This is a genomic window from Rhizobium sp. YTUHZ044 (assembly GCF_051123975.1).
Taxonomy (GTDB): Bacteria; Pseudomonadota; Alphaproteobacteria; order Rhizobiales; family Rhizobiaceae; genus Rhizobium.
On record NZ_CP101426.1, the window covers coordinates 2,493,855 to 2,514,572 of the forward strand.

Consider the following 20,718-nt stretch of genomic DNA (forward strand, 5'->3'; position numbering starts at 1 on the left):
TCACACTTGTCACTCCCGGCATTTGTCCCTCCCGCCGTAATCTTCTTTCAACGGCAGGCAAGCGCGCCGGATGCTACGACGAGAGACAGGCAAAGGAGAAGACCCATGACGGCAATGCTGAACGCAACTCGCGAGCAATGGCTGGCGGCGAGACTTGATCTGCTCGAGGAGGAAAAGGAACTGACCCGGCGAAGCGATGCGCTGGCGGCCAAACGCCAGCAATTGCCCCGTGTGAGGATCGGCAAGGACTACCACTTCGACACCGAAGGCGGCGGTGCTTCGCTGAAGGATCTCTTCGGCGGGCGTTCGCAGCTCCTGATCTATCATTTCATGTTCGGGCCGGATTACAGCGCCGGATGCCCCTCCTGCTCCTCGATCGCCGACGGCTTCAACGGTTTCTTCGTCCACCTGGAAAATCACGACGTCGCCTTCTGGGCGGTCTCGCGCGCGCCGCTTGCAAAGCTTGAGGCCTTCAAGCGGCGCATGGACTGGAGCTTTCCCTGGGCCTCGTCAGCCGGCAGCGATTTCAACGCCGATTTCAGCGTCTGGTTCAGCCCGGAGCAGCAGCGTCTCGGCGAGATCGAATACAACTACCGTCGCGAACCGCCCGCCCCCGAACCGCCGGCGGGCAAGACCGTGCCGGACTGGCAGTCGCGCGGCAGCGACGAACCCATCGTCCAGATCGCGTCCATGACCGGCACCGACGTTCCCACCTACACCCGCGACCGCCCCGGCGTCAGCGCTTTCGAACTCATCGATGGCGGCGTCTACCACAGCTATTCCAGTTATGCGCGCGGACTCGACGGGCTCTGGGGCGTGTACCAATGGCTGGACCGCGCGCCGAAGGGCCGCAACGAAACCGGCATCTGGTGGCGCCACCACGACCGCTACGGCAAGGAGTGACAACAATGGCGCTCTTCGCTCACGCCTCAAAACGGGCTGACGACGTCAGCCCCTCCCTCGGCACCGCGAGTTGGCTGTCGATCGCCGCCGCTGACGGACCCGCCGACGAGCCGGTCAAGCCCGCTCTCGCCGCCGCCGATTTTCTGTCTCTCGCCGCCGCCCCAACATTTGCGATCATGGCGCTGCTGACGGCAGTAACCGGCAGCGCCGACACGATCTGCACGACTACATCGGATGCCTTCCCGATCGGCGGGATGGTGCCGATGTACCTGCTGATGAGCGCCTTTCACCTGGCTCCCTGGCTGGGGCTTGCCAGCAGGCTGGGGCTGGGGTGCAGATGACGGTTCGGCGCCTCTGACATTGCTTCGCGTCCCGCTTGAGCAAACGCCTCCGGGAAAGCGCGCCGTTCTCTCTGGTTGTGATTGTCTTACGCACCGAAACTATGCCATGACCGATCCACTATGACGCAACGGATAAAGGTGCGACATGAAGAAGATCGGTTTTCTCTCGTTCGGGCACTGGACGCCCTCGCTTCAATCGCAGACGCGCTCGGCGGGCGATGCGCTGCTGCAGTCGATCGACCTTGCCGTGGCGGCCGAGGAGCTCGGCGCCGATGGTGCCTATTTCCGCGTGCACCATTTCGCCAGGCAGCTCGCAGCGCCTTTTCCGCTGCTGGCGGCCGTCGGCGCCAGGACCAACCGGATCGAAATCGGCACGGCCGTGATCGACATGCGCTACGAGAACCCGCTCTATATGGCCGAGGATGCCGGTGCTGCCGATCTCATCGCCGGGGGGCGGCTGCAACTCGGCATCAGCCGGGGCTCGCCCGAACAGGTGATCGACGGCTGGCGCCATTTCGGCTATGCGCCGCCGGAAGGTCAGAGCGAGGCCGACATGGCCAGGCATCATGCCGAAGTCTTCCTTGAGGTGCTGCGCGGCGAAGGCTTCGCCAAACCGAACCCGCGGCCGATGTTTCCGAATCCACCCGGCCTCCTGCGTCTCGAGCCGCATTCGGAAGGCCTGCGCGAGCGTATCTGGTGGGGGGCGAGCTCCAACGCCACCGCCGTCTGGGCCGCCAAGCTCGGCATGAACCTGCAGAGCTCAACACTGAAGGACGACGAAACCGGCGAGCCGTTCCACGTCCAGCAGGCCGACCAGATCCGCGCCTATCGTGAAGCCTGGAAGGCGGCCGGCCATACACGCGAACCGCGCGTTTCGGTCAGCCGCAGCATCTTCGCGCTCGTCGACGAACGTGACCGCGCCTATTTCGGCTTTGGCGGCGACGAAGGCGACAAGATCGGCTTCATCGACGAGAAGACCCGGGCGATCTTCGGCCGCAGCTACGCCGCCGAACCTGACGTGCTCATCAAGCAGCTTGCGGAAGACGAGGCGATTGCCGAGGCCGACACGCTGCTGCTCACCGTGCCAAACCAGCTCGGCGTCGCCTACAACGCCCACGTCATCGAAGCGATCCTCACCCACGTCGCTCCGGCGCTCGGCTGGCGCTGACAGCGAGGCTTGCGCGAGCCTTCAATAGAAGCGGTGGTGATGAGAAACGGCAGCTGTCGTCGGCCGCCATCATTTCGATGCACCCGGGACCTAACTGGCGCGGTCGACGTTGATGATGCGAGCCTTGAATCTGTCACATCGCGACCGACTTAAGGCTGCAGTCAAATCGCTCGAGTTGCCTAATGCCGCGCACGAACCTGAACGATATCCTGATCTTCATGGCCGTCGTCGATGCCGGAAGCTTTATCGCCGGCGGCCAGGCCATGGGCCTCTCCCGTTCGGCAGCGGGAAAGGCCGTCACCCGCCTGGAAGAGCGGCTCGGGGCGCGCCTGCTCAACCGGACAACGAGAACACTGAGCCTGACCGACGAAGGACGACTGTTCTACGAGCACGGGCTGCAGATCCTGGCATCGGTCGACGAGGCGGAGGCGAGCATTGCGGGGCAAAGCGGCACGCCGCGAGGCGTTCTCAGGCTTGCCGTTCCCGGTCTCTTCGGACGGCTCGTCGTCCTTCCCTTACTCGAAAAATATCTTCGCACCTGGCCCGACATGCAGGTCGAAGTGAACTTCACCGATCGCCCGGCCGACAACGTCGAAGATGGCTTCGATCTGGCGATCGGGATTGGCGCGACGCCATCGGCGGCCGACAGCCGGTTGATCGCGCGCGTGATCTCCAGTGACAAGGCGCGGCTCTGTGCCTCGCCCTCCTACCTCTCCGAACGCGGCATGCCTCGCGATATAGGGGATCTGGCGGCCCATGACTGCCTGTTCTTCACCAGCCGCGGCCAAAGGCAGGGCTGGCGCTTTCGCAGTGGTGGCGGCTGGATCAAGGCGCAGGGGCGCAGCCGCCTGAGGCTCGACAGCGGAGAAGCCGTTCGTGACGCCTGCATGGCCGGCCTCGGAATCGCCCTTCTTCCGCACTTCGTTGTCGCCGCCGAGTTGACCGCCGGTCGTCTCCGGCAGGTCCTGTCTGACCTCGAAACCGACGACACGAAGATCGTGGCGCTCTATCCCGACAAAGGCATGCTGGAGCCGCGAGTGCGCTGCTTCATCGATCTGTTGTTCGAGGAAATCGGAGGGCAAGGCTAGGGCCTGCGCGGGGCTCATGCCACGGCCTTGTCAAAACCGCGAAAGCTCTTGAGCGCCAGCGGAAAGAGGGTCGCAGCGAGGTAAGCGAGGCCGCAAAGGAGCAACGCCGCGCCAAGCCCGATCGTGCTGATCAGCGCGCCACCGACGAGGCCGCCGAAGGGGATGAGGGCAAAGCAGAGAGCGGTATTCATCGCCGTGACGCGGCCGGTCAGCGGTTTGGGGATGCGCTCGAAGATCACCGCCGACAGGATAGGGTTGAGGAAACCGGAGGCAAAGCCTGCGATTGCGAGCGTCGCAAAGACGGAGCCGAGCGGCGCATCCACCGCGAGCACCAGAAAGCGTGGACATCCGGTCAGGAGGAAAGCCACGGTATAGACGATCAGACGCGGCATGCGCTCGCCAATAACAGCGGCAATCGCCGCCCCCGCGACGGAAGCGCCGCAGAAGGCGGCGAACATCGCTCCGAGCAGCTCCGGCCCATGACCGGCGTTCTTCGTCCAGACGGGCAGCAGCACGGCGTGATAGGCTTGATCGAGCAGATTGGTGATCGCCACCATGGTGACAATACTGACGAGCACGGCATCGCTGCGCAGAAAGCGCCAGCCTCCCCGGAGATCGTCGAGATAGGATGACGCTGGCCGCGCGTCGGACGCGGCGAGGATCGCAGGAGTGCGGCGGATGCCCGGTATGCCAGTCGCAATGATTACGGTGGCCGCGGCAAAGGTGGCGGCGTTGACGATGAGCGCCTGCCCCGGGCCGATCAGCCCGATCAGCAAGCCGGCGCCGGCCGCGCCCATCGTCGAGGCCAGCCGCTCGATGGCGCTGGAGACGCCGGTCACCCGTTCGAGCGGCACATCGGCGAGAGCGGCGATATCGGGAACCATCGCCTGCTTGGCGGCGTCGGAGGGACCACGCAGCACACCCATGGCAAAGACAAGAGGCAGCAGCATCGGCACCGTCAACACGCCGAAGAGATCGAGAAGCGGAACGAGACCCACCACAGCCATGGAAGCGGCGTCGCAGATGATGGCGATGCGCTTGGCGCCGACCCGGTCGATCAGCGGCCCGCCGAGCGCTTTGGCGAGCACGTAAGGCAGCATCTCCATCATCGCCGTCAACCCGGTCAGCACCGGGCTGCCGGTGGCGCTCAGCACCAGCCAGGGAACGGCGACAGTCGAAAGCCGGGTGCCGGACAGCGATAGCGTCTCGGCGGCGGCGAGCGCGAGAAACGGCTTGCCCCTTCTCACGGCTCGTTATCCCGCTCGCGGTGCGGAACACGGCCTGGATAGGGGAAGGCGTGCAACATGACATAGAAGGGAACGATGTCAGGATTGCGAGACGCCGCCTCCCCCAACGGCGGGGCCTCCCGCATCGCTTCGAGAATGATATCGCTCAGCCGTTTCGTCAGGGCTTCGGCCTTTTCAGCGGTCATCGGGATGATGATGTCGTCGGCGGCCGTCGCCTTGCGCCATTTGGCCGGCAGCTCCGCATATTCCTCAAGCGCCTGCTGCATCTGGCCAACCTGCAGCGAGAGCGCCGCCTGATTGAAGGCGACATCGAGATCGAGCGCCTCCCCCTGCGTCTCGCTTGCGGGCACCGAGGTCAGCTCATGGCGCGCGCGCCACCAACGGTCGCGTCGTGAGCCATGCGGCGCCTCCTCGATGAAGCCATATTGGGCAAGCTGGCGCAGATGATAGCTGGTCGCGCCGCTGTTCAGGCCGAGCCGCGCGGCGAGCTGCGTCGCCGTGGCGGGGCCGTCGATCCTCAGCATGCCGAGCATGCGCAGGCGGACGGGGTGCGCCAGCGCCTTCAGTGCGGTGGGTTCGGGCACGACCCGGCTGACGGTCCGGGAGATGGCGGCATCTGGGGAGGGTCGGGGATTGTACTCATTCATGACCCAAGGATACAATCGCAAACATATCTTTGCAAATATTTCTTTGCAGACCTTTTCCGAAGGAGATTCGAAAACGATCTTCAGCGATGGCCAGGCTTGATCACACGCCTACGAGAATGATTCTTCTGCGCGGTTTGTGGGAAAACATGCCATGGCAGGTGAAGGCGGACAGCCCGATCTCAGGGTTCAAACCCCAGCCAAAGTGAAGATGGGGCAGGGCTCGGTGATGCCGCGCAGGGCATGCTCGCCGAGCGGCGTCAGCGCGGCCTCGGTATTCGCCGCCACGGCACCTGAGATCAGAACGCTGTGGCCGAGCGGCTTGCAGAGCCCTTCCAGCCGGCTGACCAGATTGACCGCCGGGCCGATGGCGGTGAAGTCAAGCCGGTCGGCGGCGCCGATATTGCCCCAGAGGATTTCGCCGAAATGCAGGGCGGCGCCGAAGGGCAGCGGCGCCAGCCCCTCAGCCTCGCGCATCCGATCGAGATGGATCATGCCGGCGCGGCTGGCGGCGACGGCCCGAAGCGCCGCCTCGCAGGCTTCTCGATCAGCCCGGGCCTCGTCACCGGAAGCGGCGGTGACGGGAAAGATCGCCAGCACGCCGTCGCCGATGAATTTCAGCACCTCGCCGCCGAAGGCGTGCACGGCGCCGGCGACGCGGTCGAAATAGGCGTCGAGCGCTGATATCATCGCCTGCGGCTCCGTCACCTGGGAAAGTGCGGTGAAATCCCGCAAATCGGCGCAGAGAAGAGCGGCGCGAATGGTTTCGCCGGTGCCGCGGGCAAGTGCACCGGACTGAACCCGAGCCGCACTGCGCCGGCCGAGATAGGCTTCAAGCAGTGCCGCCCGCGCCTCCCGCGCCGCAAGGGCCGCAAGCGGCGCGGCGGCAAAACGCGCGATCTCCTGCAGCCGCGCGGCTTCATCAGGAGAAAATTCGTCCGCCCCCGTCCTCCTGCCGACGCCCGCCCAGCCGAGCACAGCGCCGTCCCGCGAAGCTCCAATGCTCTCCTCCCAAACCGGCCCAAGCCCGGCCAGCCATTCGCGCCCGGCATCGCTTTGAGGTGCGGCGGCAAAACCCAACGCCTCGATGACGGCTCCGGTTTCGGCTCGCCACAGCCAGGTACGGCGCGCGATGATCGGATGCGGCACCGAAAGTGTCAGCGCGCCGCCGGAAAGCGCCAAGCCATCGGCCAGCAGCCGGCGCCCGAGCTCGGCCAGAAACCGTTCGGGACCGGGCGAAGCCGCAGCCTCGTCAATCAGCCAGGCAAGAGAGGAAGGCAGATCCATGGGTTAACATTGGCATTGCAACAGGACGTGGGCAACCCCGAGACATCAGCCCACGGACACTCCCGCGGCCTCTGAGGTGGTCTCCGGTATCCGCCTGTTGGCAACCAAAACCCCCGACGTCATCCTCGTCCTTGTGCCGAGGATCTGCGACGATCCAATTATGCATCTGAAAATAAACGGTTTTCGTTCAAACAACTGCCCTGGTCAGATACTCGGCACAAGGCCGGGCATGACGGAGGAGACTTTGTCGGCAACTGAGGACACCTCAGGTGTCCGGGGGATTTCCTTTCGGCACTTGCGCCAGCCGGGTCCCTCCGCACCCCTGTCAACCCCACCGTCCAACAACTCTGTGGAAAACCATTCATCACGGTGGAAAACAACCCAATAAACACTTTTAAATTGCGCGACATTGATTCGATTATGTGCCAGCCTGTCATTAGCGATTGAGGGGTTGCGATGGGCACGACATACTGGCCGAAAGACCCGCTTGACGGGAATGACATGACGCTGCTGACGTCGATCCTTCGACGCTGGTGCGAGCGCTATGGGATCGACTTTACAGCCGAGGAAAGCAAGCGGAAGGCGAAGGAACTCGTGGAATGGTTCGAGTTCGGCGTCAAGGATCCGGCCGAGCTTGAAGAGCTGATCGACGGAAAGCACTGGCTCGTCAGCCGCATTTGAGCGCATTCGTTATTTCAACGGATAAAGGCCGGGCGAAACATCGCACCGGCCCTCGTTTGTCTGCCTCTGTCAAAGGCTTTTTAGTAGTCATCCCGCCAGCGGCGTTCGCGGTCCCAGCGCCGCTCATAGCCCCAGCGCGGGCCATCCCAATCGCGATGACGCCGCTCCCAGCCCCAGCGGGGCGGACCGCCATAGAAAGCTACAGGCGGCGGGCGGTGCCAGTTGCGCCGGCATTCGCCCCAGCGGGTCAGGTGCCAACCGCGACCACAGGCGTAGTCGACCTTTGTGACAGTGCTCTCAACCTTGATTGCCCCGATCGGCATCGCCTGAGCCGTGCCGATCGAGAGGCTGCCAGCGAGCAAGGCAGCCGCGATAGAAAGTGCCTTCATCGAAAACTCCATTTCATCCAGCCGCAATCACCTTAGGACCGCCAAATTGAACTGGAGATGAACTGCACGTTCATGTTTGCGGACGAAAAAGCAGCACTTTTTTGACCGCGGCAAACCGTTCTTCCCGTAGCGTCAAGCGCTTGAGGGGCGTCCCGCCGCCTGCCGAAAACCGTTCATCTCCTGCCGTAAAATGGATCTGGACCGGGGTTGCGCCCGGCGGCGACCTCGGTGAGCCGTCCGAGGTAATGCGCCCAGCCTTCCTCGTGGCCAGCGCACTGCTCCGCACTCGGCAGGCCGCTATGGGTGAGCCGCAAAAGCGTCCCGCCTCCCTGCTCGATCAGGTCGATCTCGACCAGACTCGACCCGGGCGGCACCACCTCGCTGCCATCCCAGCCGAAGCTGTAGGCAAGCCGATGCACCGGCACCACCTCGCGAAACGAGCCGCGCGCAAAACGGGCGCCGGTGACGTTGACGAGATAGAGCCCGCCGGGCTCCGGCTCGACCTCGGCCTCCGTCCCCATCCAGCGCAGGATCTTCTCCGGATCGGTCATCAGCGCAAACACCGCCGCCGGCGGCGCTGCAAGATGCGTCTCGCGGCGCACGACGAAAGATTCTGGCATCGCTCTCTCCCATGGTTGCTGCTCTACCCCTCAGTGAGGCGGAGCAGCATGCTTTTTCGACATGGATATTCCTCAGCAGAAGCATGTAGGCGGAAGGGCATGCTCAACAAGGGTGGTGGAGCATGTGCCCTTCGCTGACGCTCAGCGCATTCGCTCCCATCGTCGCTCACCCCCTCATCTGCCCTGACGGGCTTCTTTTCCCCGCTGGGGCGAAGGGGAAGCAAGCCTCACGGTGACCATACCTACCGCAAACATCTCAAATGGAGCGAGGCGCCCGCCGCGATTCCCCTTCTCCCCAGCGGGGAAAAGAAGCCCGGCAGGCAGATGAGGGGCGGGGAGCGAAAGCGATGAACGCCTTGAGCTGCAGCGAAAGGCAAATGGCCATATTAGAGGACACACCAACGCACCCATCCGGAAACCATCTTACCCTATTGCCAGCCCGCCGCCTTGCCCCTATTGTCCGCGCCGTTCTCAGGGCGGGGTGAAAGTCCCTACCGGCGGTATGCAGTTTCGATTGCGAGCCCGCGAGCGCCTTCCTCGGAAGGGTCAGCAGATCAGGTGAGATGCCTGGGCCGACGGTCATAGTCCGGATGAAAGAGAACGTGCGCTGCTGCTGCCCTCCGGGCTGGCGGCGGATGCTCGTGATCGCCTTGGGTGATGTGTCTGTACGCCAAAGGAGATTACCATGACACCCACCCGTTATGCCTTCGTCAAAGCCGGCTGGCACGCCGATATCGTCGACCGTGCGCTTGAAGGCTTCCAACAGCTTGTTCCCGCCGAACAGATCGACATATTCGATGTCCCCGGCGCTTTCGAAATGCCGCTTTTGTCGCGCGATCTTGCCGCGACCGGACGTTACGCCGCCGTCATCGCCGCTGCCTTCGTCGTCGACGGCGGGATCTACCGCCACGAATTCGTCGCCCAGGCCGTCGTCGACGGCCTGATGCGTGCCGGCATGGATACGGGCGTGCCGGTGCTATCCGTTTCGCTGACACCGCACCAGTATCAGGAGACGGAACACCATACCCAGATCTATCGCGCGCACTTCGTCGAGAAAGGCCGCGAGGCGGCACGCGCCGCCCTGATGATCGGCAAAACGCGCGCCGCCCTTGCGGCATAGAAGCCCGCGCGACAGGCGCAGGATCGGTCCGCTATCCCCCAACTGACGAAGTCGGCCAACCGCTCTTTCGTCATGCTCGGGTTTGTCCCGAGCATCTACATCAGGTGCAGCAGATCATCGGCCAAGGCCGAGGACGACGCCAAATAGAGGACGGGCTTGTCGACAAACTGACGGCGGGAGAAGCCCGCCGTCTTCTCCAACAGCAGAATAATTGATTCGACGCCCACCCCACGCTGTGGTCCACTCGATCCCGACATGTATCGCCATTCTTAATGCGTCCAAACCTCAAGGGAGCTGAAGATGAGCAATGCAATGCGCAGTCAAACCCCCATCGAAATTCCAGAAACACGGCCGATCGACACCAAGCTCGAAGTGGTCGTCATCCCCGTTTCCGACGTCGACCGCGCCAAACGCTTTTATGAGAACCTGGGCTGGAGGCTCGACGCCGACTTTGCCAATGATGTCGATTTCCGGGTGATTCAGTTCACCCCGCCGGGCTCCGGCTGCGCCATCATCTTCGGCAGGAACGTCACGGCCGCCGCCCCCGGCTCAGCGCAAGGGCTCTACCTGATCGTCTCCGACATCGAGGCCGCGCGGCGCGATCTCATCGCCCGCGGCGTCGAGGTGAGCGAGGTCTTCCACGACGCATCGGGCGTCTATGCCGGCACGGACGAGCCCTATCTCTTCGGCCGCCTGCGCGTCGCCGGCCGCGACCCCGAGCACCGCAGCTACCGTTCCTTCGCCTCCTTCAAGGATCCGGATGGCAACGGCTGGTTGTTTCAGGAAGTCACCACCCGCCTGCCGGGACGCATCGACGCCGATGAGACGGCCTTCTCGACATCGAGCGACCTTGCGGCGGCACTCCGCCGCGCCGCCCAAGCCCACGGCGAACACGAGAAACGCAACGGCGGCAAGCATGACGAGAACTGGCCGGACTGGTACGCCGAATACATGGTCAGCGAGCAGGCCGGCAGGCAGCTGCCGTTGTAGGTTGCGGCGACAGACGCTGGGAGTACCCGCTTCGCCTTCGAGCCCCTCAGGGCGAGGCTTCTTTCCTTTCTAGGGGTGCCATGCGGCACCCCCGTCTCTGCTCGTCCCAAGTCGCGCGCCATAGCCCGCACCTCATCGATCAAATATATCCCGCCACTGCTTCTCGCCGATCAGACAATCCGTCGTCGGCGCGTCGGCGGCGATCCTCTCCACCCCAGGCGACGGGGAAATGCCGCTAATCTCGAGCACCAGCTTTCGGCGCACGGCGATGGCGAAATCCTCGATCTTGTTGACCGGCAGCACGAAGCTGCCGGGGCCGCCGATCACGCAATCGGCATAATATTTGTCGAGCCCGCCGGGTGCATCGGAAGGACGCAGCATGATGGTCAGCCCGTTGATGATCATGCCTGATGCCACCGCCTTGTCGCGAGCGGGTGTGACAGGATCGCCGGAATTGTTGGGGCCGTCGCCGGAAATGTCGATCACCTCGCGCCTGCCGCGAAAGGGACCGGTGATGATCATGCTGGCGCCCTGATCGATGGCGGTGGAGATCGAGGTGCGCCGTTGCGTGGCGATCGGCCGGGCATCGAGCTTGTCGGCGAAAGCGATCGCATCCGCTTCCGTCTCGATCACCTGCCAGTCGATCATCGAATCCTGGACGACATAGCCAGCCCATTCGAAATAGCTGATGGCAATGCGGCCGGTGAGACCGCCCTTGACCGCATCGATGAATTCCTTATGCTTCAGCGCCTCGACATAACCGTCGCGCTGAATGCCGATCTCCTCGAAATCCATGGACCGCGAGGTGTCGACGGCAAGCACAAGCGTCACGTCGACCTCGTTTCCGCCCGCCCCAGCTGCCGGCGCGACGCCGGTAATAGCCATGAGCACAGCAAGTGTCGTCAGCATCGGCAAATCCTCGTCAGGAAGCGAACAAACTGTAACACAGCTTGCGGAGGTGCGGGTGCTCGGACGCGCCGGCGGTTTCAATTTTCAGTGATTACAAAGCGCCAGGCGCGCCAAATTGAGGGTGTCGAAATCGTGGCGCCTGTGAGTGCTCGTTTGGCGTATTCCCGGGCCTTATGTCAGGCCTGCTATGGGACATCTGTCCCTTATGCCATCCCGCATTCAGTGGAGCGGCAACCACAATGGGCTTTTCCATGTCTTCAGCGCTTCCAGAAAGACCTGAAGGCGCAAGGGCAGGAAGCGCCGGGTGGGGTATACGGCATGTACGAAGATTTCCTCCGACGACCAGTCGGGCAGCAGGCGGATGAGCTCACCTCTCCGGATTTCGTCGTCGCAATAGGTCGAGGGCAGCAGCCCGATTCCGTGGCCGCGATAGGTAAAGGCGCTGACTGCATCAAAATCCCGGCTGGAGACCGGCCCCTTAACACGGACGTCGATCGCTCGCCGACCGCTGACCAGATGCCACTCCCCTTCGCCGTTGCGGCCGTTCAGGAGCACGCAATCATGATCCCTAAGGTCCTCCGGCTTCGAAGGAAGCGCCCGGCCTTCGAAATAGCTGGGTGCGGCGACGAGATATCGGACGCTCTTGCCGAGCCGTTGCGCGACGATGGAGGAGTCCTTCAGCTCGCCGAAACGGATGGCGAGGTCGATATTTTCGGCGATCAGATCAAGAAACAGATTGGTGACGAAAAGATCGATTTGAATATCGGGATAGATCTTCAGAAAACAGGAGACGAATTCGTAGAAGGGTTCCTGCCCGAAGATCACCGGAACGGAGATCTTCAACAATCCCTCCGGCTTTCTTTGCGTTTTCGTAAGAGCCTGCTCGGCGTCCACGAGATGAGCGAGCGGCTCGCTGCACCTATTGTAATAGGCCTGCCCCTGCGCGGTAAGACTGAGCTTACGCGTCGTGCGCTGGATGAGCGTCACACCGAGCTGTTCTTCTAACGATGTCACCTTCCGACTGACGGTTGAAACGGGCATGCCGAGGGAATGGGCCGCACGGCTGAAACTCCCGTACTGCGCCACCTTTACGAAAACAGCGATGTCGTTGAGGTCCGCCATGCCTTCACTTTTGCATCATTGCAAAAGAGAATCCAGATATTTCCATCTAATCGAGCAATAGGGTTTTCGCCATATTCACCTTGCGAAAACACACCAACCGATGGCCGGCGCTAAGGCGCCGGCCCATCTCGAGCGACCCGCCCTCGCAAGGCTCGTGTTGCCCGAACCAGATTAATGGAGTTCAACATGACCAAGCAAAAGACAGTCATCATTACCGGGGCCTCCCAGGGTATCGGAGCAGGCCTCGTCAATGCCTTCGTCGAACGCGGCTACAACGTCGTCGCCACCTCCCGCCAGGTCAGCGCGTCGGATGCTCTCACGGCTTCCGACAGGCTGGCCCTCGTCGACGGCGACATCGGCGATCCCGAGACTGCGGCCCACGTGGCCAAAACCGCGATCGACCGTTTCGGCTCGATCGACGCGCTCGTCAACAATGCCGGCATCTTCTTGGCCAAGCCGTTTGTCGATTTCACGATGACGGATTTCAGGACGTTGTCTTCGACCAATCTCGAAGGTTTCATCCATCTGACCCAACTGGCCGTCAGACAGATGCGCGCACAGAAGTCAGGCGGCAGCGTCGTCAGCATCACGACGCCATTGACCGATCATCCGATCGCCGGCTTCTCCGCTTCGGTGTCGATGATGACGAAAGGCGGCATCAACGCGATCTCCAAGAACTTGGCGATGGAATATGCGAACGAGAAAATTCGCTTCAATATCGTGGCTCCCGGTGTCGTGGACACGCCGCTGCACAAGGACAATCCGAAGGATTTCCTGAGCACGCTGTCGCCGATAGCTGGCATTTCAAATGTCGATGAGATCGTCGAAGCGGTCCTCTTCCTGATGGAAGCCCCGCGTATCACCGGGGAGGTGCTGCACGTCGACGGCGGAGCACATCTGGGCAAATGGTAAACCATCGAAAAGCGCAGGCAGCCAGCGCGGAACGGCGGCTGCAGGACCTCGGCATCACGCTTCCCCCGCCGCCGACGCCCTTCGGGGCCTATGTCGAGGCAATCCGGACAGGCAAGCTGGTCTTCTTCAGCGGCATGCTGCCGGTCATCGACCGCAAACCGCGCTATATCGGCCGCGTCGGCGGTACGCTGACGGCCGAAGACGGCAGGAAGGCAGCCGAAACGGCGACGCTCAGCGCCCTCGCCGCCGCCAGAGAGTACCTCGGCTCGCTGGACAGGGTCGTCAGGGTCGTCAAGCTCGGCGTCTATATCGCCACCGAAGGCGATTTCCGCGACCACCCGAAGGTCGCTGATGGAGCATCCGAAATGCTGCTCCAGGTCTTCGGCGAGGAAAGACTCTCCGGCCGCGTCGTCCTCGGCGTCGCCAGCCTGCCCTTAGGTGTGCCGATCGAGATCGAGTTCGTCCTCGAAGTCGAAGATTGAATGATCAGGGCGCGCCTCGGCGCGCCCCGCATCCCTGGCATCGCCGCCTCACCCTCACCCGGCAATCAAAAGCAAGACATAGGCGATCACGCTCACCATCAAGCCACGAAAGGCGAAGGTGACGCAGCGATATTTGTTGCAGGCGATGGCAGAGAGGATGTTGGCGTTTTCAAAATACTGGTCGAAGAGGTAGCGCTCGTCACGGCGAACAGCGGCCTCGAAGAACATGTCGCGATGCTTGGGCCAAGAGCCCCAGAACAGCGAGGTGGAGGCGCCGAGACGCCGCGGCAGCACGACAAGAATCGCCGACAGGATGGAGAAGACCGAGGCTGCGGCAAGCAGGCCGGAAAACAGTATGCTGCCCGGCGTGCCGCCTGTGTAGCGCCCCAGGCTGAAGACGGCCCGCACCTCGCTGGAACTCACCAGAAAGGCAAGCATGAAAGTAAAGATATAGGCGGCCTTCTGATCGGATATCTTGATCTGATCATAAAATATGTCGTTGATTTTCTTGATATGATCGAAATACTCGGTGCTGACGTCCCCGCTTGAGGGATTGCTCAGCATTACCTCAGTGGCATTTTCAAACTCGCTCACCTGAATACTCCATACCCCAAAGTGTTTCCCTGATATTACACTCCTCGGCGAAAGCAAGAACACGTGTGCAACATGCTTGACTTTTCCACTCTACGCGGACAAAGGGGAAGCGGGGTATGGGGTCGAGGACATGCGGGGTTATTCCAGTAACATCTGTCGCATCGGGATGGCGCTTGCGTTTGCCGTGCCCGGTTTCGGGCTGCCGGCGATGGCTGATCCCGTGCCGCGCGCCACGCCGGTCGCCGGCTCGGTGATCGCCCGAAAGACCGGCGAGGAAGTGCGATTCATCGACGTGTCGGACTGGCGCGTCGTTGACATCAACCAGGATCTGTTGACTGGCGACGTGCTGCGCACCAATGCCAATGGCCAGCTCGCCATCGTCTTTTCCGATCATACGCAGGTGCGACTCGGCCGCAATTCCTCCCTGCAAGTCAAGAAGATGGCCGCAAGCGGCGATACGGTGCTCAATCTCCAATCCGGCACCATCTGGGCACGCGCAGAGCGCGGCGGCCAGGGCCTGACCGTGGAAACACCGGCCGCCGCCGCCGCGATCCGCGGCACCGACTGGACGATGACTGTCGAGGGCGCCAAGACCTCGATGATCGTGCTCGAAGGCCGCGTGGCGCTCTCCAACCCGCAGGGCAGCGTCGAGGTCAGCGAGGGTGAAGGGGCAGTCGCCACCATCGGCCAGGCGCCGCACAAGATCATCAGCGTCAATCCCGACGACCGCGAGCAGATGCTCTTCTATCTGGACCTGCGCGACGGCTTCGACCTGATGCCGACCTCGCCATTGCGGGCCGACCGCATGGCGACGGAGCGCCGCCGCCTGCTGGCGCTGCCGCCGGAGCGCCGCACCACCGAAGACTGGCTGGAACTCGCCGAAGTGCAGAGCGCCTTCGACGGACGCCAGGCCGCAGCCGCAACACTAGAGAATATCCGCGGCCGCAAGCTGACGGCAGCCCAGCAGGCCCGCATCGACCTGATCGACGCCACCATCGCCGGCTCTGAAAAGCGCTATGGCGATGCCGCCAAGCTCTTCCAGAGGGCCCTGCCGCATCTCGATCCGACACGCCGCAACATGGCGCAATATGGCGCCTATTTCGCCCGCTCGCTTGCCGATCCGAAGCATGCCGAACCGCCGCCGGCCAATACCACCGGCCCCTACGGCGCCATCATGCAGGCCTATACGGCCGGCTTCCTGCAAAACCCGCGCGCAGCTCTCGAGATCATCAAGAAAGCCGAACAGCGCTATCCCGACGATCCGACCCTGCCGGCGGTCCGCGCCCAGCTGGCGCAGCTCACCGACGACCGCGAACAGATGAAGGAAGCGATCGAACGCTCGCTGGCGCTCGACCCCGACCATCCGATGGCGCTCTCCGCTCGCGCGAGCTACAAGGCGGTTTATCAGAGCGACATCAACGGCGCGCTTGCCGATCTGAACCGCGCCATAGCACTTGCCCCCGGCGCATCAGGCACGCTGAATTCGCTCGGCCTGCTGGAGAGTTCGCGCGACGCCAATGGCGAAGCGGAAAAGGCCTTCAAGAAGGCGATCGAGCTCGATCCGCAGGACCCGCTGCTGCACGCGAACTTGGCAATCCTCTATCTCGACCAGGGGCAGATGAAGGAGGCCAAGCGCGAGATCGATACGGCAATCGCCCTCGATCCATCCTTCGATCTCGTCCTGCTCGCCCGCGGCCGCTATTACCTGCAGACCGGCGAGCGCGACAAAGCATTGCAAGATCTGCTTGCCGCCAGCACGGCCAATCCGGCGCATTCGCAGTCGCAGTTGATGCTCGCTGCCGCCCATTACGAAAAGGGCGACCGCATTCCATCCCAGCAGGCACTCGACAATGCCGACCGCCTCGACAAGAACGATCCGGCTATCTCGGCATTCCGCACTGCCGTCGATATCGACGATTACGACGCCGACGGCGCGATCCGCAACGCGCAGGAATTCCTGCGCCGCTCGCGCGCCCGCGGCGGCGATTACAGCGGCCTCGGCGCCAATGCGAGCGCCGGCTCGACGCTGAACGACGCCTTCCGGCTCCAGGGGCTGGATGCCTGGGGCCGCTATTACGGCGATGCGGTTTTCGATCCCTTCCAAGGCAGCGGCTATATCGATCAGTCGATCAAGGGCAGCATCTTTCCTTTCGTCAACGCGACGAACTTCAGCGACGACAATATCATCCAGAACCGCGGCAACGCGTCGAGCTACTCATCCTTCATCCAGGGCCTGCTGATCTCTCCGCACATGCTCTCCGGCCGCTCGCGCTCGGCAACCCTATTCGACGTGCCCTTCATCGAAGGCTCGCTCGGCGGCGGCATCAACAGTGTCGACGGCCATACAAGGCGCATCGGCGAAGCCGATATCCAAGGCTATTCAAACGCGACGATCCCGATCAGCTTCTACGGCAATCTGACCTGGGAAGAACTGGCGCTCGACCGCGACTACCGGGATTTCGGCGGTGTCCAGACGGATAACAAGCTGCTGGGCGCCAACGGTTATCTGACGGCAACAGTCACGCCTGACGATCGCGTAGTAGCCTTCGTCAACCATGGCAAGAATGATGGAACACTGAATGCGTTGTCCTCAAACACCGGGTTCATGGAACTCCTGTTCCGTGTCCCTATCGCGCTGCCTCTCTACACAACAGAGCAGACCGCACGAGAAACCACATATGCCGGCATCGGCTGGAGCCATACGTTTGCCTATGAAAACGTGTTGAATGGAGCGTTGCTTTATTCAGGAAGCAAATCGACCACGAACAGCGCGCTTGATGTCGACGTGGACCCGGTGTTTATCGGCGCAGGGGTTCCCTTCGTCATTCCCTTTACCAACGTCACTCAGGAGATCGAATCTCATACCTATATCGGCGCTTTGAGCCATTCCATAGGTGCCGGACCTTTGACATTTCGCTACGGCATCGAAGGCGGCTGGATGGATGCCAGCAGCAGCGTCGATACGACGCTCCTGGGCTTGACAGCTCCTCCCGATCGTACCGAGAATACCATCGATATCGGCCGCGCCTATGTCGATGTGCTGCATGAGATCACGCCCGATCTCAAGGGCGAATACGCCTTGTTCGCCACGCGCATGGAGGGGGACGGCATTGATATCAGCCGGCTGGAGCCGCGCTTCGGTCTTGCCTGGGCGCCGGTTGAAAACCATTGGCTGCGTGCTGCCTTCATGCGTCAGAGCTTTGATACCACCGTGCCGACTCTTTCCCCGATCGGCGTACTTGGGCTGCAGGCGAACCAGTTTTCGAACAATCTGCAAGGCTATACGGATACGGTCGCCCTCCAGTGGGATGCCGAATGGACCGACCGTTTCTTCACGTCAGTGGAGTACCAGCATCAGGAACTGCATGATTTCTCGATCGATTTTCCGCTCATCTCGCTGCCCTCGGATACGAGTCTGCCGATCTCGCGCGGCCGCATCGATCGCGCTGCCGTCACCGCCAACGTCGTGCTCGGCCATGGTTTCGGCCTTTCCGCCACCTACGCCTACATGGATTCGGAAAACAGGGATCCGCTCGAACCGATCTACGGCGGCCCCCTTCCCTTCATACCGCAGAATTCAGGACAGATTGCGCTGACCTGGGTCAACGAAGCCAAGGTCAAGGCGACGGTTGCCGCCAACTATATCGGCGAGCGCGACGGCGATCGGTTCGGCACCAAACTCGACGATTATTGGAGCCTCGACGCCCACTTGGTCTGGGAGCCCTTCGACAAGCGCATGGAGCTGGAAGCGGCCGCCTATAATCTGCTCGACGAGGACTTCGAGATCACGCCCGGCGTGCCCGGCTGGGGCCGCGCCTTCAAGGGCACCCTCAAAGTCCGCTTCTGATGCGGGTGCGGGACAAGCCCCTGCAGGCCAGGCAGACCAGGAGCCGCCATCTCAGGCTGCTGGTGCTATCGCTGACCACGCTGATCGCCATCTTGCTCCTGTCGCGCCTGCCCGCCTGGTCGCTGCTGGAGCTCAGAAGCTTCGACTATCTCTCGACCGTCGACGACCCCCGTCCGCCACCCGGCGGACCCGTCATAGTGGCGATCGACGAACCCTCGCTTGCCGATATCAATGCGCAGTGGCCCTGGCCGCGCAGCCTGCATGCCGAGCTCATCAGCCAACTGCGCGCCGCCGGCGCCCGCGTGATCGGCCTCGATATCATCATGGCCGAACCCTCTACATCTGATAATGACGCGGCGATCACCAGGGCGGTCGGCCCCGATGTGGTGCTGGCCGGCGACGAGACACTGATCGAGACGCCGCAGGCCTCGCAACTGATCCGCGCGACACCCCTGCCGCAAATGATCGAAGCGGGCGCCGTCACCGGCATCGCCTCGATCGATCTGAGCGGCGACGGCATCTTCCGGCGCATCCCGGGCTATGAGGATGGCTTCGCGGCGATGCTAGCAAAGGTCTCGGGCGTGGCGCCCGAAGCGCTGCCGGCTGGCCGGCTTATCCAATCCTTCGGCCCGGCCCGCAGCTATCCCACAGTCTCCTATTACCAGGCGCTTGACCCGAAGAACCTGTTGCCGCCGGGCTACTTCAAGGACCGCGTCGTGCTCGTCGGCTTAAGCCTGCAGAACGCACCTGCCATCGACAAGGGCGGTGTCGATGCCTTCGCCACACCCTATACAGTTCACACCGGCAAGCTGGTCTCCGGCGTCGAAATCCAGGCGACGATCTACGACAATATCCGCGGCGGCCTATCGATCGCCGAGGGCCGGCTGCCGACGGTTGCCGCCTGCATCCTGGTATCGGTGCTGCTTGCCGCCGCCACCGTCTGGCGCTCAACGGGCTGGCTGACGGTGGTGAACAGTGCGGCGGCGCTCCTCGCCTTCGCGGCCGTCAGTGCCGCCGGCATCCGACTTACCCATGTCTTCGTTTCACCGCTCGGCCCGACCGTCGCCTATATCTCCGTCGTCTTCGCCCAGGCCGCCTTCGATTTCGCCGAGGAGCGCCGCAACAAGCGTCAGATCACCCGCGCCTTCGCCCAATACATCTCGCCTGATCTTGTCAAGCGCCTGTCGAGTGACCCGTCGCAGCTGAGGCTCGGCGGCGAGCGGCGCACGCTTTCGGTGCTGTTCTCGGACGTACGCGGCTTCACCACGATCGCCGAGACGCTGAAGGACGATCCGGAGCAGCTGACCGGCCTGATCAACCGTCTGCTGACGCCGCTTTCAGACGTGGTGATGGATCACGGCGGCACGATCGACAAATATATGGGCGACTGCATCATGGCCTTCTGGAATGCGCCGCTCGACGACCCCGACCATGCGCTTCACGCCGTGCGCGCCTCGCTCGCCATGCAGTCGGCGATTTCCCGGCTGAACGGGCAGCTGGAGCGGGAGGCGGCTGCACTCGGCCGCAAGCCGCATGTTTTGAAGATGGGCGTCGGCATCAACACCGGCGAATGCATCGTCGGCAACATGGGCTCGACCCGCCGCTTCGACTATTCCTGCCTCGGCGACAGCGTCAACCTCGCCTCCCGCCTTGAAGGCGCATCGAAGAATTACGGCGTGGCGCTGCTGCTCGGAGAAGAAACCGCCAGGCTGGTCGCTGACACCTATATCGTCGTCGAACTCGACCGCATCATCGTCAAGGGCCGCACCGCCCCCTCACCCGTCTTCACCGTCGTTCACAAAGCCGACGCCAAAGCGCTGGCCGCCCACCAGGCCTTCATCGACGCCAAATATTCCGCCACGCTCGCCCCGTCGGACCCGGTCTTCGACAAGCTGTCTGCCGATATTCCCGAGCTTGCCGGTTATTATGCGATCGTCAGGGATGCGCTGACGGAAGGCGGGGAGTAATCGCGCAGCGACAGTTGTGCACAGATGCTCCTCCAGGAACCGCTCGTTTTCCCCAACGCTGTTCCTTTGCATCCATCCAGCCTTGGCGCACCCGCCTCGCCCTTCGAGGCCCCTGCGGGGACCTCAGGATGAGGCTCTCTTGAGCTTCGGCGCGGCATCCTCCAACGCGCTCCTCATCCTTGTACGTTGCCGTTGCTGTATAGTGGCGTTGTGCGACTGGGATGCCTATTTCAGGTGGGAGTGGATGGGCGTGCCGCGTGGCACCCCCCTCTGTCCTGCCGGACATCTCCCCCACAAGGAGGGGAGATCGGCTGGGCGTAACGGCTTCCCCAAACAACTAAAGCACCATGATTGTCGCTGCCGGCTGGGAAGGAGCGACGGTCAGGCCACTTGCCAATCTCCACCCT

At 62.8% G+C, this 20,718-nt stretch carries 19 protein-coding genes and 1 riboswitch; of the genes, 11 read left to right on the top strand and 8 right to left on the bottom strand.

Features of this window, described 5'->3' with window-relative positions:
* Positions 1–105 precede the first annotated feature (105 nt).
* From NL154_RS12505 to NL154_RS12520, 4 genes are all read left to right on the top strand, one after another.
* Positions 106–903: a DUF899 domain-containing protein gene (locus NL154_RS12505; protein ID WP_210630841.1), complete on the top strand. Its 798-nt coding sequence runs from the start codon at positions 106–108 to the stop codon at positions 901–903.
* A 5-nt stretch (positions 904–908) separates the two neighbouring features.
* Positions 909–1,244 carry a hypothetical protein gene (locus NL154_RS12510; protein ID WP_210630840.1) on the top strand — a complete coding sequence of 112 codons (336 nt, stop codon included), beginning with the start codon at positions 909–911 and terminating at the stop codon, positions 1,242–1,244.
* 145 nt (positions 1,245–1,389) lie between these two features.
* Positions 1,390–2,412 carry an LLM class flavin-dependent oxidoreductase gene (locus NL154_RS12515; RefSeq protein ID WP_210630839.1) on the top strand — a complete coding sequence of 341 codons (1,023 nt, stop codon included), beginning with the start codon at positions 1,390–1,392 and terminating at the stop codon, positions 2,410–2,412.
* A 182-nt stretch (positions 2,413–2,594) separates the two neighbouring features.
* Complete coding sequence (locus NL154_RS12520) at positions 2,595–3,500, top strand: LysR family transcriptional regulator (protein WP_221164145.1); 906 nt, start codon at positions 2,595–2,597, stop codon at positions 3,498–3,500.
* Positions 3,501–3,514: 14 nt separating this feature from the next.
* Here NL154_RS12520 and NL154_RS12525 read toward each other — a convergent pair whose 3' ends face one another.
* The 3 genes from NL154_RS12525 to NL154_RS12535 all read right to left on the bottom strand — a co-directional run bounded on the left by NL154_RS12525 (position 3,515) and on the right by NL154_RS12535 (position 6,678).
* On the bottom strand, positions 3,515–4,747 hold the full coding sequence (locus NL154_RS12525) for an MFS transporter (RefSeq protein ID WP_210630837.1): 1,233 nt from the start codon (positions 4,745–4,747) through the stop codon (positions 3,515–3,517).
* A complete protein-coding gene (locus NL154_RS12530) occupies positions 4,744–5,394 on the bottom strand; it encodes an ArsR/SmtB family transcription factor (protein ID WP_210630836.1) in 651 nt (216 codons plus the stop codon). The genes NL154_RS12525 and NL154_RS12530 overlap by 4 nt, the downstream gene beginning before the upstream one ends.
* A gap of 186 nt (positions 5,395–5,580) precedes the next feature.
* The gene (locus tag NL154_RS12535) at positions 5,581–6,678 is read right to left on the bottom strand and encodes an adenylate/guanylate cyclase domain-containing protein (protein WP_434732753.1); all 1,098 of its coding nucleotides are present in this window, start codon (positions 6,676–6,678) and stop codon (positions 5,581–5,583) included.
* A gap of 456 nt (positions 6,679–7,134) precedes the next feature.
* Between NL154_RS12535 and NL154_RS12540 the strand changes: the two genes are divergently transcribed.
* Positions 7,135–7,359: a hypothetical protein gene (locus tag NL154_RS12540; protein WP_210630834.1), complete on the top strand. Its 225-nt coding sequence runs from the start codon at positions 7,135–7,137 to the stop codon at positions 7,357–7,359.
* 80 nt (positions 7,360–7,439) lie between these two features.
* Here the strand turns inward: NL154_RS12540 and NL154_RS12545 are convergent, their stop codons facing one another.
* The gene (locus tag NL154_RS12545; RefSeq protein WP_210630833.1) at positions 7,440–7,748 is read right to left on the bottom strand and encodes a GCG_CRPN prefix-to-repeats domain-containing protein; all 309 of its coding nucleotides are present in this window, start codon (positions 7,746–7,748) and stop codon (positions 7,440–7,442) included.
* Between the two features lie 173 nt (positions 7,749–7,921).
* Entirely contained in the window at positions 7,922–8,368 is a 447-nt protein-coding gene (locus NL154_RS12550) for an SRPBCC family protein (protein WP_210630832.1), read from the bottom strand.
* Positions 8,369–8,831: 463 nt separating this feature from the next.
* Positions 8,832–8,974: riboswitch (FMN riboswitch) on the top strand.
* Positions 8,975–9,053: 79 nt separating this feature from the next.
* Between NL154_RS12550 and NL154_RS12555 the strand changes: the two genes are divergently transcribed.
* Both NL154_RS12555 and NL154_RS12560 read left to right on the top strand, forming a co-directional pair.
* On the top strand, positions 9,054–9,488 hold the full coding sequence (locus tag NL154_RS12555) for a 6,7-dimethyl-8-ribityllumazine synthase (protein ID WP_210630831.1): 435 nt from the start codon (positions 9,054–9,056) through the stop codon (positions 9,486–9,488).
* Between the two features lie 300 nt (positions 9,489–9,788).
* Positions 9,789–10,478, top strand: a complete 690-nt coding sequence (locus tag NL154_RS12560) for a VOC family protein (RefSeq protein ID WP_434732754.1) — start codon at positions 9,789–9,791, stop codon at positions 10,476–10,478.
* Positions 10,479–10,610: 132 nt separating this feature from the next.
* Here NL154_RS12560 and NL154_RS12565 read toward each other — a convergent pair whose 3' ends face one another.
* Positions 10,611–11,387 (bottom strand): DUF1194 domain-containing protein, encoded by a 777-nt coding sequence (locus NL154_RS12565; RefSeq protein WP_221164142.1) that lies wholly within the window; start codon positions 11,385–11,387, stop codon positions 10,611–10,613.
* A gap of 219 nt (positions 11,388–11,606) precedes the next feature.
* Positions 11,607–12,509, bottom strand: coding sequence for a LysR family transcriptional regulator (locus NL154_RS12570; RefSeq protein WP_210630828.1), 903 nt, complete (start codon positions 12,507–12,509; stop codon positions 11,607–11,609).
* Between the two features lie 186 nt (positions 12,510–12,695).
* Between NL154_RS12570 and NL154_RS12575 the strand changes: the two genes are divergently transcribed.
* Together NL154_RS12575 and NL154_RS12580 are read left to right on the top strand one after the other, a co-directional pair.
* Positions 12,696–13,421 carry an SDR family NAD(P)-dependent oxidoreductase gene (locus NL154_RS12575; protein ID WP_221145423.1) on the top strand — a complete coding sequence of 242 codons (726 nt, stop codon included), beginning with the start codon at positions 12,696–12,698 and terminating at the stop codon, positions 13,419–13,421.
* A complete protein-coding gene (locus NL154_RS12580) occupies positions 13,415–13,903 on the top strand; it encodes a RidA family protein (RefSeq protein ID WP_221145424.1) in 489 nt (162 codons plus the stop codon). The genes NL154_RS12575 and NL154_RS12580 overlap by 7 nt, the downstream gene beginning before the upstream one ends.
* A gap of 54 nt (positions 13,904–13,957) precedes the next feature.
* On the opposite strand, the gene NL154_RS12585 is transcribed toward NL154_RS12580, so the two are convergent.
* Positions 13,958–14,497 (bottom strand): Pycsar system effector family protein, encoded by a 540-nt coding sequence (locus NL154_RS12585; protein WP_210631596.1) that lies wholly within the window; start codon positions 14,495–14,497, stop codon positions 13,958–13,960.
* A gap of 130 nt (positions 14,498–14,627) precedes the next feature.
* Between NL154_RS12585 and NL154_RS12590 the strand changes: the two genes are divergently transcribed.
* Both NL154_RS12590 and NL154_RS12595 read left to right on the top strand, forming a co-directional pair.
* Positions 14,628–18,344 carry a FecR domain-containing protein gene (locus NL154_RS12590; RefSeq protein ID WP_434732755.1) on the top strand — a complete coding sequence of 1,239 codons (3,717 nt, stop codon included), beginning with the start codon at positions 14,628–14,630 and terminating at the stop codon, positions 18,342–18,344.
* Positions 18,344–20,311: an adenylate/guanylate cyclase domain-containing protein gene (locus tag NL154_RS12595; protein WP_221145425.1), complete on the top strand. Its 1,968-nt coding sequence runs from the start codon at positions 18,344–18,346 to the stop codon at positions 20,309–20,311. The genes NL154_RS12590 and NL154_RS12595 overlap by 1 nt, the downstream gene beginning before the upstream one ends.
* Positions 20,312–20,718: the final 407 nt, after the last annotated feature.

Excerpts from the sequence above, each read along its gene's own strand:
- NL154_RS12505 (WP_210630841.1), top strand. The coding sequence starts at position 106 with ATGACGGCAATGCTGAACGCAACTCGCGAGCAATGGCTGGCGGCGAGA.
- NL154_RS12510 (WP_210630840.1), top strand. The coding sequence starts at position 909 with ATGGCGCTCTTCGCTCACGCCTCAAAACGGGCTGACGACGTCAGCCCC.
- NL154_RS12515 (WP_210630839.1), top strand. The coding sequence starts at position 1,390 with ATGAAGAAGATCGGTTTTCTCTCGTTCGGGCACTGGACGCCCTCGCTT.
- NL154_RS12520 (WP_221164145.1), top strand. The coding sequence starts at position 2,595 with ATGCCGCGCACGAACCTGAACGATATCCTGATCTTCATGGCCGTCGTC.
- NL154_RS12530 (WP_210630836.1), bottom strand. The coding sequence starts at position 5,394 with ATGAATGAGTACAATCCCCGACCCTCCCCAGATGCCGCCATCTCCCGG.
- NL154_RS12535 (WP_434732753.1), bottom strand. The coding sequence starts at position 6,678 with ATGGATCTGCCTTCCTCTCTTGCCTGGCTGATTGACGAGGCTGCGGCT.
- NL154_RS12540 (WP_210630834.1), top strand. The coding sequence starts at position 7,135 with ATGGGCACGACATACTGGCCGAAAGACCCGCTTGACGGGAATGACATG.
- NL154_RS12545 (WP_210630833.1), bottom strand. The coding sequence starts at position 7,748 with ATGAAGGCACTTTCTATCGCGGCTGCCTTGCTCGCTGGCAGCCTCTCG.
- NL154_RS12550 (WP_210630832.1), bottom strand. The coding sequence starts at position 8,368 with ATGCCAGAATCTTTCGTCGTGCGCCGCGAGACGCATCTTGCAGCGCCG.
- NL154_RS12555 (WP_210630831.1), top strand. The coding sequence starts at position 9,054 with ATGACACCCACCCGTTATGCCTTCGTCAAAGCCGGCTGGCACGCCGAT.
- NL154_RS12560 (WP_434732754.1), top strand. The coding sequence starts at position 9,789 with ATGAGCAATGCAATGCGCAGTCAAACCCCCATCGAAATTCCAGAAACA.
- NL154_RS12565 (WP_221164142.1), bottom strand. The coding sequence starts at position 11,387 with ATGCTGACGACACTTGCTGTGCTCATGGCTATTACCGGCGTCGCGCCG.
- NL154_RS12570 (WP_210630828.1), bottom strand. The coding sequence starts at position 12,509 with ATGGCGGACCTCAACGACATCGCTGTTTTCGTAAAGGTGGCGCAGTAC.
- NL154_RS12575 (WP_221145423.1), top strand. The coding sequence starts at position 12,696 with ATGACCAAGCAAAAGACAGTCATCATTACCGGGGCCTCCCAGGGTATC.
- NL154_RS12580 (WP_221145424.1), top strand. The coding sequence starts at position 13,415 with ATGGTAAACCATCGAAAAGCGCAGGCAGCCAGCGCGGAACGGCGGCTG.
- NL154_RS12590 (WP_434732755.1), top strand. The coding sequence starts at position 14,628 with ATGCGGGGTTATTCCAGTAACATCTGTCGCATCGGGATGGCGCTTGCG.
- NL154_RS12595 (WP_221145425.1), top strand. The coding sequence starts at position 18,344 with ATGCGGGTGCGGGACAAGCCCCTGCAGGCCAGGCAGACCAGGAGCCGC.